The organism is Acidovorax sp. GW823-FHT02H02 (assembly GCF_058797075.1).
Window position 1 is genome coordinate 128723 of the sequence record NZ_JBXAJH010000009.1, and the last position, 14466, is coordinate 143188.

Sequence of the window (14466 nt, forward strand, 5' to 3'; positions counted from 1 at the left end):
CGCTCCAATTGTTTTTCAACCTGTGATCCCGGGAGGATGTGCCATGCCAGTGGTCGTTGTCGCCAATCCCAAGGGCGGCGTGGGCAAGTCCACGCTGTCCACCAATGTGGCCGGCTATTACGCCCGACAGGGGCATCCGGTGATCCTGGGCGACACCGATCGCCAGCAGTCCGCCCGCCTGTGGCTGGGCCTGCGCCCGCCCGCCGCACGCCCCATAGGCGCCTGGGACGCCAGCGCCGACGAGATCACCAAGCCGCCCAAGGGCAGCACGCACGCGGTGCTCGACACCCCGGCGGGCCTGCATGGCCGGCGGCTGAGCGATGTGCTCAAGCTGGCCGACCGCATCATTGTGCCGCTGCAGCCCAGCGTGTTCGACATCTTCGCCACGCGCGCTTTCCTGGACCAGCTGGCCGAGCACCGCCATGGCGCGGGCGTGCAGGTGGGCATTGTCGGCATGCGGGTGGACGCCCGCACCAAGGCCGCGGAGCAGTTGCACCACTTTGTCGACAGCCTGGGCTTTCCCGTGCTGGGCTATCTGCGCGACACGCAGAACTATGTGCACCTGGCGGCGCACGGGCTCACGCTGTTCGATGTGGCGCCCGCACGCGTGGCGCGCGACCTGGAGCAGTGGCAAGGGATTTGTTCCTGGCTGGACGCCTGAAAGCCAGCCCGCAGCGGCGGTGCCTTGCTGTCGCTTGTCCGACACGCCCTGCGCGGGCCGCAGCGCTACATTGGCTGCATGAAAACCTTTCGCTCCTACTCTGAAGTCAGCGCCTGCGTGGGCCAGGAGGTCGCCGTGACCGACTGGATCACCATCACGCAGGAACAGGTCAACCTGTTTGCCCAGGCCACGGGCGACCACCAGTGGATCCATGTGGACCCCGAGCGTGCCCGGGCCGGGCCGTTTGGCGCGCCGATCGCACATGGTTTTCTCACGCTGTCGCTGATTCCGCGTTTTTTTGAGCAGGGGCTGCGCATCGAAGGTGCACGCATGGGGGTGAACTACGGGCTGAACCGGGTACGCTTCACGGCGCCCGTGCCTGTGGGCAGCCGCCTGCGTGCGCGCCTGGTGCTGCAGGCCACCGAAGCCCTGGCGCCCGACGGGCTGCAGATGACCTGGCTGGTGACCGTGGAGCGCGAGGGCGGGGACAAGCCGGCGTGCGTGGCCGAATCATTGGCGCGCAGTTACGGCGCAGCGCCTTGAGGTGGTTTCACCTCCGGTCATTTGGAGCGGCCCTCAGAGCCTGTTCACGATCTCCCAGGGGTCGCGCAGCGGTCTTTGCGCGATGGGATGCAAGGCGCGGTGTGCAGTGGATAGCCCGGCTATCCACAAGCGCCGCAACGCCGCAGACCGCCCGCAAAGACCACTGCCCGATGGGTTGGAGCGAAATCGGGCGACAAGGCCGCCCCGGCCGCTTGCATGGGCACGAGCCCATGCGGCGCACCCGAAGCATCCACTCATCCCGATTGCGCTCCAACGCGATCCCCTGCGAGATCGTGAACAGGCTCTCAAAGCACAAGGCCTGCCGGTGCGCGCCGGCAGGCCTTGTCGTTGCGGGGTGCAGCGCGGCAGACGGCCGGCAGTCTTGCCGCGCCACGGCATCACTGGTTACCGGTGACAACGGAGTTGGTCGTCGCTGCGGGCATCGCCTCTGCCTGCACGGGGCCCGGGGTGTTGCCCAGTGGCGCCGGTATGTTGTACCACTCGCGGTCGCTGGGCATCGTGCCTGCCTTGCGGGCTGCCACCAGCTCGGCAATCACGGTCTCACGGGTCAGCGTGCTCGTGGTGGTCAAGGGATAGTTGGACCATTCGCTATCGCCGGGCAGTGCGGAGTCCGCCTGGGCGGCCAGCGCGCCGACGGCCAGGGCGGCGGCGATGGGCAGGGTGGGGTATGCATTCATGACGTTTCCTTCAAAAATGGAGCCATTTGCTGCGGGCCAGGCCGGGTTTTGCCCCGGTCTTGTCCGGCCTCGGTGAGCGCCCGCGCATGTGCAACCCATCGATGAAAGCCACTGTATAGAGGGGTATCCCTTGGTGAAATGGCAATGCGGGCAATGAATGGTTCTTAAAAATGAAATAATCAATGCTCGAATAACACTTTGTTGCCAAAATGGACAGATTGTTGACCATGCGTGTGTTTCAGGCCGTCGTCGAAGAGGGGGGCTTTGCTGCTGCGGCACGGTTGATGGAGTTGTCGCCCCCCGTCGTGACCAGGCTGGTGGCCGATCTGGAGCAGCACCTGGGCACGCGGCTGTTGCAGCGCACCACCCGCAAGCTGGCCTTGACCGATGCCGGCGAGGCCTATCTGCAGCGCGTGCGCGCCATCCTGCACGAAATCGACGACGCAGAGGCCGCCGCCGCGTCGAGCACCCGCGACTTGCGCGGCACCATTCGCGTGCTGGCGGCCCCCTTGCTGGCCACGCACTTTCTTGCACCGCTGCTGGCGTCGTGGCATGTGCTGTATCCCACGCTCATGCTCGATATCCTGGTGGATGCGTTGCCTGCGTCGCGGGTGGACGAGTTTGATGTCACTTTCATGGTGGCTGGGGAGGACTACGATGGCAATATCGTGGCCCGGCCCATGGCCCATTGGGAGGCCATCGTCATTGCTGCACCTGCCTATCTGCAGCGCATGGGTGTGCCTGCCGAGCCCGGCGATCTGCAGCACCACGAATACCTGCGTTATTCAGGCCAGCTGGTTCGCTCCCGGAGCGGCATCGCGCAACGGTTGCGGTTGCGGCCCGTGCAGGGCGCGGGCGCGGCGCAGGAGGTGAAGGTGCCGGTGGTGCTGCAGTCCGTCAGCGCAGGCGTGCTGCTGCGCGCCGCGGTGGACGGCATGGGCGTTGCCGTGATGTCGCGGTTGCTGGCGGGCCCCCATCTGGCCAGCGGTGCGCTCGTGCATGTGTTGCCTGACTGGATTTTTTCCCGCTACGCCGTGTATGCCGCGCTGCCGTCGCGCCGCATGGTGCCGGCCCGCACCAAGGTGTTTCTTGATTTTGTCAGCGAGCACGCGCAGCATCTGGCGTCCTCGCGCCCTGAAGGCGGCAGGGTGTCAGAGCAATGATTCCAGCGCGGCTGCGGCCGTCACGCGGGGCATGCCGAAGCTGTTCTGGCGCCAGGCTTCGAACACGGTCACTGCGACGGCGTTGGAGAGATTCAGGCTGCGTTGCCCGGCCACCATGGGCAGGCGCACGCGCTGCGCGGGCGGGAAGGTTTCGCGCAACGCGGTGGGCAGGCCCCGCGTTTCCGCACCGAACACCAGCCAGTCGCCGGGGAGAAAGCAGGTGTCAAAGGCGCTCTGGCTGCCGTGCGTGGTCAGGGCGAACATGCGCGTGGGGTCGGGCTGGGCGCTGCGCAGGAAGGCGGTCCACCCCGGATGCCGTTGCACCTGGGTGTATTCGTGGTAATCCAGCCCGGCGCGGCGCATCAGCCGGTCTTCCATCGAAAAACCCAGGGGCTCGATCAGATGCAGCGTGCAACCCGTGTTGGCCGCCAGGCGAATCACATTGCCGGTATTGGGCGGTATCTCGGGTTCGACCAGGACGATATGGAACATGGCCTGTATTGTCCTGCGGACGCACGGATCTGCGCAGCGCCCTCGTAAACAAAGGTTTCAGGCCTGTTCGGTGCGCGCCACCACCAGGGCCGTGATGTGTGCCGCACCCGCCTGGCGCAGTGCGTGGGTGGCCGCATTCAGCGTGGCACCGGTCGTCATCACATCGTCGAGCAGAACAATGCGCTGTCCTTGCAGGGTGGCCGCGCGGGTGGACTCGACGGCAAACGCGCCCTGCAGGTTGCGCAGGCGCTGGCTGCGTGGCAGCCCACTTTGCGCCTCGGTGGCGCGCAGCCGCAACAGCAGCGTGGCGTCCATCTTTGGGGCGGCGAGGTGATGGGCCAGCAGGGCGGCCTGGTTGAAGCCACGTTCTTGCAGGCGCGCTCGCGACAGGGGCACCGGCAATACCCGGTCGGCAGCTTCCAGCGCCGGCTCCACCCAGGGCGTGCTGCGCAGCAGCGTGGCCAGCGCCGCAGCCCAGCCGGGATCGCCGCGGAACTTGAATTCGGCGATGGCGCCGGCCCAGGGGTAGGCATAGTCCACTGCGGCCAAACAGGCATCCAGCGCTGGTGGCTCGCGCAGGCAGGCACCGCATTCCGACACGCCATCGGGCACCGGCAAGGCGCAGCGCGTGCAGCGTGCGCGGGGCTGCGCAAACCGGGCGGCACAGCCATCGCACACGCGCCGGGCCGGCCAGGCGTGGCACACGGCGCACTGGCTGGGCAGGTGCCCGACCAGCGCGCCGATACGCCGTGATGTCCCTGCCAGCATCTTGTGAAGCATGGGGTCAATATACTCGTCTGCCCATCTTTGCCACCATGTCCACCGAGCATCCTCCCACCATCGATCCCGTTGCGGCCGCCCGCTGGCACGCCGCAGCGCCGGCCCAATCTCCCTGGCTGCATGAAGAGGTGGCCCGGCGCATGGACGACCGCTTGCAGTGGATTCGCCTGGCTCCCGCCGCCTGGTGCCATTGGGATGCGGTGCGCGGGGGGCTGCAAGGCCATGCCCTGGTCAGTGCCCGTTATCCCCAGGCGCTTTGCCAGGTGACGGAAACATCGCCGCACTGCGTTCCTGCCGCAATGCAGGCACTGGCCCGGCCCTGGTGGAGTCCGACGCGGTGGAGTGCGGGGCGCCCGCGTTTCGGCCTGCCGCAGGAGGGGGGCGTGCAGATGCTCTGGGCCAACATGGCACTGCACATGGCGAGCGATCCGCAGGCCCTCATCGCCCAATGGCATCGCGCGCTGGCCGTGGACGGCTATCTGATGTTCTCGTGCCTGGGACCGGACACGGCCAAGGAGCTGCACGCGGTGTATGCCGCTCTCGGCTGGCCGCCCGCCGGCCATGCCTTCACCGACATGCACGACTGGGGCGACATGCTGGTGCAGGCCGGCTTTGCCGAGCCGGTGATGGACATGGAACGCATCCGGCTGACCTTTGCGACGCCGCAGCGCCTGTTGCAGGAGCTGGCGGAACTGGGGTGCAACCTGCATCCTCAGCGTTTCCCTGCGTTGCGCGGACGCCACTGGCGCAGCCGCCTGCATGAAGTCTTGCAGGACCAGCTGGGGGATGCGGAACACGACGGGCAACTGGCGCTGACGTTCGAAATCATCTATGGCCATGCCTACAAACCCAGGCCCCGGGTGCGGGTGAGTGCCAGCAGCGCAGTCTCCCTGGAGGACATGCGCTCCATGCTGCGTGAAGGCGGCATGAGGAGTTGATTCGTCGCGTCTTGTCAATGATCTGGCGCAAGGGGCGCTACAATTCTCGACGTTTGAGGATTGATGTCCTTGGCGCGCCGTATCGGTGCAGTGGCCATTTGCGAGGCAGTTGCGTTGACAAGTCTGATTTTTCGTTTTGCTACGGTGTCTGGTCAACGAATTGACTGGCAACTGGCCCGCAATGGCTTGGCGGAACGTGAACGGATGTGGCAGGGCACCTTGCTGCTGGCAATGGTCCTGCTTTTCTGGATGGTTGGCAACCGGTGGGACATGCCTTTGGATTGGTTGGCCGCTGTTGCGGCAGGGGCGGTGTTCGTCCGGTACGGCCGCCATGCAGCGGATGGCGACAGAATTTGGCTGCAAGGCTCGCGCCTGGTGGTGGAGAGGGAGACAGCAGGCAGGCTGGAGCGCGCCGAGTTTGACCGGAGCCGGGTTCGGGTCGAGCCCAAAACCGCAGACCGTTCGCTGATCCGGCTGTCTGCGCAGGGTCGGTCGGTCGATGTGGGGCGCTTCGTGCGCCCCGAGCTTCGCCAGGCCCTGGCATCGGAGATCCGCATGGCCTTGCGCGCTGCCTGACCTCAAGCAGGTGCGCCAAGTGATTGGTTAAATTGAGGCTTAGAAGTAAGTGAGAACTATGAAGAGCATTTCCAACAAGCTGGCTTCTCTGCTGCTGACTGCCGGTGCATGGATGGGCACCGCTGCCCATGCCGTTCAAGACCTGCCCGGCGGCCCTGCGGTCAATCAGCTGAACCTGCATCCTCCTGTCACCAAGATCGCCGAAGAGCAGCATTTCCTGCACTGGATGATGCTGATCATCTGCACGGTGATCTTCATTGCGGTGTTTGCCGTGATGTTCTATTCGATCTGGAAGCACCGCAAATCCCGGGGCGCCAAGTCGGCCAATTTCCACGAGTCCGTCACGGTGGAAGTGGTCTGGACCGTCATCCCTTTCATCATCGTGATCCTCATGGCCCTGCCGGCCACGAAGGTCCTGGTGGCGCAGAAGGACACCACCAATGCCGACCTGACCATCAAGGCCACCGGATACCAGTGGAAATGGGGCTACGACTACATCACGGGCGAAGGTGAGGGCCTGGCTTTCATCTCCACGCTGGACAGCAGCCACCGCGCCATGTCCGACAGCGGCAACGTGAGCGAAGCACCTGCCAACTACCTGTTCAAGGTGGATAACCCGATGGTGGTGCCGGTGGGCAAGAAGATCCGCATCATCACCACCGCCAACGATGTGATCCATGCCTTCATGGTTCCGGCTTTCGGTATCAAGCAGGATGCGATCCCCGGTTTCGTGCGCGACACCTGGTTCCGCGCCGAGAAGGTGGGTGACTACTACGGCCAGTGCGCCGAGCTGTGTGGCAAGGAGCATGCCTACATGCCCATCCATGTGAAGGTGTTGTCTACTGAGGACTACAGCCAGTGGGTGGCCGACCAGAAGAAGAAGGCGGCCTCCAAGCTGGACGACCCTGCGAAGGTGTGGGCACTGGACGACATGCTCAAGCGTGGTGAAAAGATCTATGCCGCCAACTGCGCAGCCTGCCACCAGGCCAACGGCAAGGGCGCTGGCGCCATCAAGCCGCTGGATGGTTCCGCCATCGTGCTGGATGCCGACCATGCCAAACAGATCCAGGTGCTGCTCAAGGGGGCGAACAACGGTGCCATGCCCTCATGGGCGCAACTGAGCGACACCGATATCGCTGCAGTGGTCACCTACACCAAGAACAATTGGTCCAACAAGACCGGACAGCTGGTGCAGCCAGCGGAAATCGTGGCCCAGCGTGGCAAGTAATCACCGCCCCAGAGCATTGAGGAATTCAAAATGAGCGCAGTTCTCGACAACCACGGGCACGCACACGACAGCCACGACCACCATGCACCGTCCGGCTGGCGCCGGTGGGTGTATGCCACCAACCACAAGGACATCGGTACGCTGTACCTGCTGTTCTCGTTCACCATGCTGATGATCGGTGGCGTTCTCGCGCTGCTGATCCGTGCCGAGCTGTTCCAGCCAGGCCTGCAGCTGGTCAACCCCGAGCTGTTCAACCAGCTCACCACCATGCATGGCCTGATCATGGTGTTCGGCGCCATCATGCCGGCCTTCGTGGGCTTCGCGAACTGGATGATCCCGCTGCAGATCGGAGCGTCGGACATGGCCTTCGCGCGCATGAACAACTTCAGCTTCTGGCTGATGATTCCTGCCGCGCTGATGCTGGTCAGCTCTTTCTTCATGCCCGGCGGCGCACCCGCTGCCGGCTGGACGCTGTATGCGCCGCTGACGCTGCAGATGGGCCCCTCCATGGACGCCGGCATTTTCGCCATGCACATCCTGGGCGCCAGCTCCATCATGGGCTCGATCAACATCATCGTGACCATCCTGAACATGCGCGCCCCCGGCATGACACTGATGAAGATGCCCATGTTCGCCTGGACCTGGCTCATCACCGCCTACCTGCTGATCGCCGTGATGCCCGTGCTCGCTGGCGCCATCACCATGACGCTGACCGACCGCCACTTCGGCACCAGCTTCTTCAACCCCGCCGGCGGCGGCGACCCGGTGATGTACCAGCACATCTTCTGGTTCTTCGGGCATCCCGAGGTGTACATCATGATCTTGCCGGCCTTCGGCATCATCAGCCAGATCGTGCCCGCTTTTGCGCGCAAGAAGCTGTTTGGTTACGCCTCCATGGTGTATGCCACCTCGTCGATTGCCATCCTGTCGTTCATCGTCTGGGCGCACCACATGTTCACGACCGGCATGCCCGTGACCGGCCAGCTGTTCTTCATGTACGCCACCATGCTGATCTCCGTGCCCACGGCCGTGAAGATCTTCAACTGGGTGGCCACCATGTGGCGCGGTTCCATGACTTTTGAAACCCCCATGCTGTTTGCCGTGGGTTTCATCTTCGTGTTCACCATGGGCGGTTTCACCGGCCTCATCCTGGCCATGGCGCCTATCGACATCCAGCTGCAGGACACCTACTACGTGGTGGCCCACTTCCACTATGTGCTGGTGGCCGGTTCGCTGTTCTCCATGTTTGCCGGCGTGTACTACTGGCTGCCCAAGTGGACTGGCGTGATGTATTCCGAAACCCGTGGCCAGATCCACTTCTGGGCTTCGCTGATTTTCTTCAACATCACTTTCTTCCCCATGCACTTCCTGGGCCTGGCCGGCATGCCACGCCGTTACGCCGACTACCCCATGCAGTTTGCTGATTTCAACGCCATCGCATCGGTGGGTGCCCTGGGTTTCGGCCTGGCGCAGGTGTATTTCTTCCTGGCGGTGGTCGTTCCTGCGATGCGTGGCAAGGGTGCCAAGGCGCCGCAAAAGCCCTGGGACGGCGCGGAAGGTCTGGAGTGGGAAGTTCCTTCGCCAGCACCGTTCCACACCTTTGAAAACCCACCCAAGCTGGACGCCACGGCAACCCGCGTGATCGGCTGAAAGGCATGTCCATGACACCCGAGCAAAAAAAGAGCAATCTGCGCATGGCGCTGATCCTGGCGTCCGTGGTTGCCGTCTTCTTCGTCGGGTTCATGGTCAAAGTCGTTCTGCTGTCCCGCTGAGCACCACGCCATGAGCATTCACCGCGAAAACGCCAAGATGGTGGGCAAGCTGGCCGTGATAGCGGCGGGCATGTTCGCCTTCGGCTACGCGCTGATTCCGATCTACAAGCACATCTGCGAGCTGACCGGCATCAATATCCTGTCGCTGTCCGAGCGGCAGGTGCCGGGCAACGGCGTGGCTGGCAAGGACGTGAAGGTGCCCGCCAACACGCAGGTGGACACGAGCCGCACCATCACCGTGGAGTTCGACGCCAATGCACGCGGGCCTTGGGATTTCAAGCCGGCCCAGCGTTCGGTGAAAGTGCATCCCGGCGAGCTGACGACGGTGATGTACGAGTTCCAGAACGTGCAGAACCGCCGCATGGCCGCGCAGGCGATTCCCAGCTATGCGCCCCGGCAGGCGGCGGCGCACTTCAACAAGCTCGAGTGCTTCTGCTTCAACCAGTACATCCTGGAACCGGGCGAGAAGAAACAGTGGCCTGTGGCCTTCGTGATCGATCCGCGGCTGTCCAAGGATGTGACGACCATCACGCTGTCCTATACCTTCTTCGAGGTGGGCGGAAAAACCCCGCAGGCTCCCGAGTCCACGGCTGCCGTCTCCCTTCAATCCGTGCAGGAGGGTTCATGAGTTCCGTCCATCCCTCGGATTCCGGCGTGCAGCGCAAGGGTTCCCTGTTGCGCACGGTGCGTGCGGTGGCCTGGTCACTGATCGGTCTGCGCAAAGGCAGTGAATACCAGCAGGACCTGCAAAAGATCAACCCCCTGCACATCATCGTGGTGGGGTTGCTGGCGATCTTCCTGCTGGTGCTGTCGCTGATCGCGGTGGTGAACTGGGTGGTCTGAGCCATCGCCTGCCTGCCAACCCCATAACAAAGATTTTGAGATTCAGGAGCTGAAATGAGTGCATCAACCCACGGTACAACACCGTACTACTATGTGCCCGCAGAGTCGCGCCATCCCGTGATGGCGGCCGCAGGCCTGTTTTTTGTGATCCTGGGCGCAGCCCAGTGGATCAACGGCCACAACTGGGGCAAGTATTCCCTGGCCGCTGGCCTGGTGTGGTGGCTGTTTGTGCTCTACCAATGGTTCCGCGATGCCGCCCGTGAAAGCGAAGGCGGCCTCTACGGCCACAAGATCGACCTGTCGTACCGCTGGAGCATGAGCTGGTTCATCTTTTCGGAGGTGATGTTCTTCGGCGCCTTCTTCACGGCCTTGTGGTGGGCGCGTTCGCACTCGGTGCCGGCGCTGGGCAGCCTGGACAATGCCATGCTGTGGCCCGACTTCAAGGCGGTGTGGCCCAGCATTGCGGCAGGTGCCACGGCATCCCCTGCCGGCATCGTCGAGCCCTTCCAGACCGTGGGCCCTTTCTGGCTGCCCACGATCAACACGGCATTGCTGCTGAGTTCGGGTGTGACACTGACGATTGCCCACCATGCACTGCGTGAAAACCACCGTGGCAAGACCATTGCGTTCATGTGGGCCACCGTGCTGCTGGGCTTTGTCTTCCTGTGCGTGCAGGGTTATGAGTATTTCCACCTCTACACCGATCTGAACCTCAAGCTCAGTTCGGGCGTGTTCGGCTCCACGTTCTTCATGCTGACCGGTTTCCACGGTTTCCACGTGTTCCTGGGCATGCTGATGCTGCTGGTCATCACCTTGCGCCTGCAAAAGGGGCACTTCACGGCCGACAAGCATTTCGGCTTTGAGGGCGCTGCCTGGTACTGGCACTTTGTCGATGTGGTGTGGCTGGGCCTGTACATCCTGGTGTACTGGATGTAAGACGGCCATGCAGTATCCAAGAAAGCGCCGCAAGGCGCTTTTTTGTTGAATGCAATGGTGTCTGTCTTACCGCGTGGCGGGCAGTCCCGTCGGCTGGATGTAGCCCAGTTGCCATGCGAGCAGGATGCAGATGAACAGAACGATAGAGAGCCCCACCCGAAATGCGAGGGCCTTGGCCATATGGCTGCCCTTGGTCTTGTCGTTGCGCCCGTTACGCATCATGAAGAAAAGGGCAGAGGCCAGACTGGCGAGAATGGCAAGAAACGCCACAGCGACAAGATATTTCATGGAGCACATTATCCCGTGACCCCCGATCCACGCACCTGGGGCCTGCGCTTCTGGCTGATCACCGTGGCTGCCGTGGCCGCCATCCTGGTGACCGCCTCCTTGGGGCGCTGGCAGCTGTCGCGCGCCGCGCAAAAACAGGACCTGCAGTCGCTGCTGGACCAGCGGGCCGCCTTGCCCCCCATCGACAACCAGCAGCTGCGTGGGCATGCTGGCGAGGCGGATGGCGCGCAGGACCTGATCCATCGGGCGGTGCTGCTGCAGGGGCGCTGGGTGCCGGAGCACACGGTGTACCTCGACAACCGGCAGATGCAGGGCCGCCCCGGATTTTTTGTGCTGACACCGCTGCGGCTGGAGGGCAGCGATGCGGTGGTGCTGGTCCAGCGCGGCTGGGTGCCTCGCAACTTCCAGGACCGCCAGCAGCTGTCCCTGGTCCAGACAGCGCCAGGTGTGGTGCAGTTGGCCGGGCGCATCGCACCGCCGCCGTCGCGCCTGTACGAGTTCCAGGGTGCCGACAGTTCGCAGGGGTCTTCCCGCATCCGGCAAAATCTCGACCTCACCGCCTTTCGCACCGAGACAGGCCTTGCGCTGATGAATCTGTCGGTGCTGCAGGCTGGCCCCGCCAGCGAGGGCCTGCAGCGGGACTGGCCCGTGATCGGTGCCGGCGTCGATAAACACTACGGTTACGCATTCCAATGGTTCGGGCTCAGCGGCCTGATTGCAATTCTCTATGTCTGGTTCCAACTCGTCCGACGCTTCCTTCGCCCGCGCCCCCGGCCTCTCGCCTGAGGCAGGAGGGGACCATCCCCTGGGCCTCACGGTGCACACGCTTCCCGAGGCGGGCAGCGCCGTGGCCCACGCCCAGAACACCCGCCACGGGCGCTGGAAGATGCTGGCGGTGCTGCTGGTCTGCGCCGCCCCGGTGATCGCCTCGTACTTCACGTACTACGTGGTGCGCCCCGACGGCCGCCGCAATTACGGAGAACTGGTGCAGCCGCAACGCCCCTTGCCCGACCTGGCCACGGCCACGCTCGATGGCGCGCTCGGCCAGCTGCCGGCGCTCAAGGGCCAATGGCTGCTGGTGAGCGTGGCAGGAGGGGCCTGCGATGCCCAGTGCCAGCAGCACCTGTATCTGCAGCGGCAACTGCGCGAAAGCGTGGGCAAGGAGAAGGACCGTGTGGATTGGGTCTGGCTGGTGACCGATGCCGCCCCCCTGCCGGCGGACCTTTCTGCGGCCCTGCAAAAAGCCACGGTGCTGCGGGTCGATGGCGGGGCGCTGGCCCAGTGGCTCGAACCCGCAGCGGGACATGCGCTGGCCGAGCACCTCTACCTCGTGGACCCCATGGGCAACTGGATGATGCGTTTTCCGGCCGGCATGGATGCTGCCGGGGCCGCCAAGGCCAAGCGCGACCTGGAGCGCCTGCTGCGCGCGTCGTCCTCCTGGGATGAGGCCGGACGGCCAGGGCAACCCTGATGGATTCCCAACCGCTCTACGACCTGGCGCCGCTGGCGCAGGTGATGCTGCTGGGCACCATGATCGCGCTCGGACCCCTGGCGTGGGTGGCCTGGCGCAACCGGGGTGGCAATCTGGGGCGCCGTCTGCAGGCCTTGACGGTGCTGACGCTGTTCCTGACCTTTGATCTGGTGCTGTTTGGCGCCTTCACCCGGCTCACCGACTCCGGCCTCGGCTGCCCCGACTGGCCGGGTTGCTATGGCAGTGCCAGCCCGGTGGGTGCGCGGGCGGACATCGCGGCCGCACAGCAGGCCATGCCCACCGGACCGGTGACGCACGGCAAGGCCTGGGTCGAAATGATCCACCGCTACCTCGCCACGGGCGTCGGGGTCTTGATCATCGTGCTCACCGTATCTGTCTGGGTGCAGTGGCGGCGGGCCAGGGCCGGTGGCGGTGCGCAACAGCCCGTGATGGGCCCGTGGTGGCCTACCTTCACCCTGATCTGGGTGTGCCTGCAGGGTGCGTTTGGTGCGCTCACGGTCACGATGAAGCTGTTTCCCGCCATCGTCACACTGCATCTGATAGGTGGCCTGGTTCTGCTGGCATTGCTGTGCGTGCAGGCGGTGCGCCACACGCAGGTGGCCAGAGGCGTGCAGCCCGCCGTGCTGGCCACACCGCTGCGCGTTGGCGTGCTCGTCACTGGCATCCTGGTGGCGCTGCAGATCGTGCTGGGGGGCTGGGTCAGCACCAACTATGCGGTGCTGGCCTGCACGGCCTTTCCCACCTGCCAGGGCAGCTGGTGGCCGGCGATGGATTTCGCGCAGGGCTTCCAGATCTGGCGGCCGCTGGGGCTGCTGCAGGACGGTAGCCACATCAGCTTTGCCGGCCTCACGGCCATCCACTATGCGCACCGCCTGATGGCCTATGTGGTGCTGCTGGCGCTGGCCTGGCTGGCCTGGCGCCTGCACCGTGCCGCTGCGCTGCGCATGCAGGCGCGGTGGCTGGCGGGCCTGGCCCTGCTGCAGCTGGCCACCGGCCTGAGCAATGTGGTGCTGGGATGGCCCCTGCTGGCGGCCGTGCTGCACACGGGGGGCGCCGCTGCCCTGGTGGTGGTGTTGACCTGGACGGCCGCGTCCAGCCGGACGGCCCGCACACCCCTTGAGTCTTTGGCACCCTCGCGTGCATCGAGAGTTTCCGCATGAGCATCGCCTCCACCCTTTCAGCGCCCTCGCGCTTTTCTCAGTTCTACGCGCTGACCAAGCCGCGCGTGGTGCAACTCATCGTGTTCTGCGCGCTGATCGGCATGGTGCTGGCCGTGCCGGGCCTGCCCACGCTGCGGCAGCTCTCGCAGATGGCGCTGGCCTGTGCCGGCGTGTGGCTGGTGGCGGGCGCTGCCGCGGCCTTCAACTGCATCGTCGAGCAGGGCATCGATGCCCGGATGAAGCGCACCTCCTGGCGGCCCACGGCCAAGGGCGAGCTGTCCAACACGCAGACCCTGCTGTTCTCGGCCTTGCTGTGTGGGGCCGGCTCGGCCTTGCTGTATTTCTGGGTCAACCCGCTGACCATGTGGCTCACCTTCGCCACCTTCGTGGGCTATGCGGTGGTGTACACGGTGATCCTCAAGCCGCTGACGCCGCAAAACATCGTGATCGGCGGTGCATCGGGCGCCATGCCTCCCGTGCTGGGCTGGGCGGCCATGACGGGCGATGTGGGCCCCGAGGCTTTGATCCTGTTCCTCATCATCTTCCTGTGGACGCCGCCGCATTTCTGGGCGCTGGCCCTGTACCGGGTGGAGGACTACCGCAAGTCGGGCCTGCCCATGCTGCCGGTGACGCACGGCAACGAGTTCACGCGCCTGCAGGTGTTTCTGTACACGCTGATCCTCTTTGCGGGCTGCCTGATGCCTTTCATCTACGGCATGAGTTCGTGGATCTACCTCGTTGCCGCCGTGCTGCTGAGCGCCGGATTCTGTGGCTACGGCTTTGCCCTGTGGCGCAATTACTCGGACGCCCTGGCGCGCAAGACCTTTCGTTTTTCCCTCATCCACCTGAGCGTGCTGTTTGCCGCGCTGCTGGTGGACCACTATGCGCTGTGAACA

Annotated in this window: 20 protein-coding genes; 15 read left to right on the plus strand and 5 right to left on the minus strand. The window is 64.5% G+C overall.

The features are described 5' to 3' along the window. Positions 1–43 precede the first annotated feature (43 nt). Positions 44–661, plus strand: a complete 618-nt coding sequence (locus AC1RDS_RS11620; protein WP_092696889.1) for a nucleotide-binding protein — start codon at positions 44–46, stop codon at positions 659–661. Between the two features lie 78 nt (positions 662–739). Beyond that, entirely contained in the window at positions 740–1204 is a 465-nt protein-coding gene (locus AC1RDS_RS11625) for a MaoC family dehydratase (protein ID WP_287876384.1), read from the plus strand. Between the two features lie 398 nt (positions 1205–1602). Here AC1RDS_RS11625 and AC1RDS_RS11630 read toward each other — a convergent pair whose 3' ends face one another. Beyond that, a complete protein-coding gene (locus tag AC1RDS_RS11630; protein WP_092696887.1) occupies positions 1603–1902 on the minus strand; it encodes a DUF4148 domain-containing protein in 300 nt (99 codons plus the stop codon). A 10-nt stretch (positions 1903–1912) separates the two neighbouring features. Continuing rightward, entirely contained in the window at positions 1913–2131 is a 219-nt protein-coding gene (locus AC1RDS_RS11635; protein ID WP_167544055.1) for a hypothetical protein, read from the minus strand. On the opposite strand from AC1RDS_RS11635, the gene AC1RDS_RS11640 reads away from it, so the two are divergent. Further along, complete coding sequence (locus AC1RDS_RS11640) at positions 2112–3065, plus strand: LysR family transcriptional regulator (RefSeq protein WP_492227027.1); 954 nt, start codon at positions 2112–2114, stop codon at positions 3063–3065. The genes AC1RDS_RS11635 and AC1RDS_RS11640 overlap by 20 nt on opposite strands. Here the strand turns inward: AC1RDS_RS11640 and trmL are convergent. Both trmL and AC1RDS_RS11650 read right to left on the minus strand, forming a co-directional pair. Continuing rightward, positions 3054–3557, minus strand: a complete 504-nt coding sequence (gene trmL, locus AC1RDS_RS11645; RefSeq protein ID WP_092696885.1) for a tRNA (uridine(34)/cytosine(34)/5-carboxymethylaminomethyluridine(34)-2'-O)-methyltransferase TrmL — start codon at positions 3555–3557, stop codon at positions 3054–3056. The two genes, AC1RDS_RS11640 and trmL, sit on opposite strands and share 12 nt — an antisense overlap. A 57-nt stretch (positions 3558–3614) precedes the next feature. Then, positions 3615–4337, minus strand: coding sequence for a phosphoribosyltransferase family protein (locus AC1RDS_RS11650; protein ID WP_492227028.1), 723 nt, complete (start codon positions 4335–4337; stop codon positions 3615–3617). A 35-nt stretch (positions 4338–4372) separates the two neighbouring features. Here AC1RDS_RS11650 and AC1RDS_RS11655 point away from each other — a divergent pair, with 35 nt between their 5' ends. The 8 genes from AC1RDS_RS11655 to AC1RDS_RS11690 all read left to right on the plus strand — a co-directional run bounded on the left by AC1RDS_RS11655 (position 4373) and on the right by AC1RDS_RS11690 (position 10630). Further along, the gene (locus tag AC1RDS_RS11655; protein WP_287876393.1) at positions 4373–5275 is read left to right on the plus strand and encodes a class I SAM-dependent methyltransferase; all 903 of its coding nucleotides are present in this window, start codon (positions 4373–4375) and stop codon (positions 5273–5275) included. Between the two features lie 69 nt (positions 5276–5344). Beyond that, the gene (locus tag AC1RDS_RS11660) at positions 5345–5851 is read left to right on the plus strand and encodes a DUF2244 domain-containing protein (protein ID WP_348682433.1); all 507 of its coding nucleotides are present in this window, start codon (positions 5345–5347) and stop codon (positions 5849–5851) included. A gap of 58 nt (positions 5852–5909) precedes the next feature. Continuing rightward, on the plus strand, positions 5910–7079 hold the full coding sequence (coxB, locus tag AC1RDS_RS11665; protein WP_092696882.1) for a cytochrome c oxidase subunit II: 1170 nt from the start codon (positions 5910–5912) through the stop codon (positions 7077–7079). A gap of 30 nt (positions 7080–7109) precedes the next feature. Then, a complete protein-coding gene (ctaD, locus tag AC1RDS_RS11670; protein ID WP_092696881.1) occupies positions 7110–8729 on the plus strand; it encodes a cytochrome c oxidase subunit I in 1620 nt (539 codons plus the stop codon). Positions 8730–8740: 11 nt separating this feature from the next. Beyond that, positions 8741–8851 carry a cytochrome oxidase small assembly protein gene (locus AC1RDS_RS11675; RefSeq protein ID WP_208859679.1) on the plus strand — a complete coding sequence of 37 codons (111 nt, stop codon included), beginning with the start codon at positions 8741–8743 and terminating at the stop codon, positions 8849–8851. Positions 8852–8861: 10 nt separating this feature from the next. Continuing rightward, a complete protein-coding gene (locus AC1RDS_RS11680) occupies positions 8862–9479 on the plus strand; it encodes a cytochrome c oxidase assembly protein (protein ID WP_026434743.1) in 618 nt (205 codons plus the stop codon). Beyond that, positions 9476–9694: a DUF2970 domain-containing protein gene (locus AC1RDS_RS11685; protein ID WP_287876399.1), complete on the plus strand. Its 219-nt coding sequence runs from the start codon at positions 9476–9478 to the stop codon at positions 9692–9694. The genes AC1RDS_RS11680 and AC1RDS_RS11685 overlap by 4 nt, the downstream gene beginning before the upstream one ends. A 54-nt stretch (positions 9695–9748) precedes the next feature. Next, the gene (locus AC1RDS_RS11690; RefSeq protein WP_092696879.1) at positions 9749–10630 is read left to right on the plus strand and encodes a cytochrome c oxidase subunit 3; all 882 of its coding nucleotides are present in this window, start codon (positions 9749–9751) and stop codon (positions 10628–10630) included. 66 nt (positions 10631–10696) lie between these two features. On the opposite strand, the gene AC1RDS_RS11695 is transcribed toward AC1RDS_RS11690, so the two are convergent. Next, positions 10697–10918, minus strand: a complete 222-nt coding sequence (locus tag AC1RDS_RS11695; RefSeq protein ID WP_287876402.1) for a twin transmembrane helix small protein — start codon at positions 10916–10918, stop codon at positions 10697–10699. Positions 10919–10933: 15 nt separating this feature from the next. Here AC1RDS_RS11695 and AC1RDS_RS11700 point away from each other — a divergent pair, with 15 nt between their 5' ends. From AC1RDS_RS11700 to cyoE, 4 genes are read left to right on the plus strand one after another with little or no spacing between them, the layout of a single operon-like run. Continuing rightward, on the plus strand, positions 10934–11704 hold the full coding sequence (locus AC1RDS_RS11700; RefSeq protein WP_287876404.1) for an SURF1 family protein: 771 nt from the start codon (positions 10934–10936) through the stop codon (positions 11702–11704). Next, positions 11646–12389 (plus strand): redox-active disulfide-containing membrane protein, encoded by a 744-nt coding sequence (locus tag AC1RDS_RS11705; RefSeq protein ID WP_492227029.1) that lies wholly within the window; start codon positions 11646–11648, stop codon positions 12387–12389. The genes AC1RDS_RS11700 and AC1RDS_RS11705 overlap by 59 nt, the downstream gene beginning before the upstream one ends. Further along, on the plus strand, positions 12386–13570 hold the full coding sequence (locus AC1RDS_RS11710) for a COX15/CtaA family protein (RefSeq protein WP_492227040.1): 1185 nt from the start codon (positions 12386–12388) through the stop codon (positions 13568–13570). Before AC1RDS_RS11705 ends, AC1RDS_RS11710 begins: the two co-directional genes overlap by 4 nt. After that, a complete protein-coding gene (cyoE, locus tag AC1RDS_RS11715; protein WP_287876406.1) occupies positions 13567–14463 on the plus strand; it encodes a heme o synthase in 897 nt (298 codons plus the stop codon). The genes AC1RDS_RS11710 and cyoE overlap by 4 nt, the downstream gene beginning before the upstream one ends. Positions 14464–14466 lie beyond the last annotated feature (3 nt).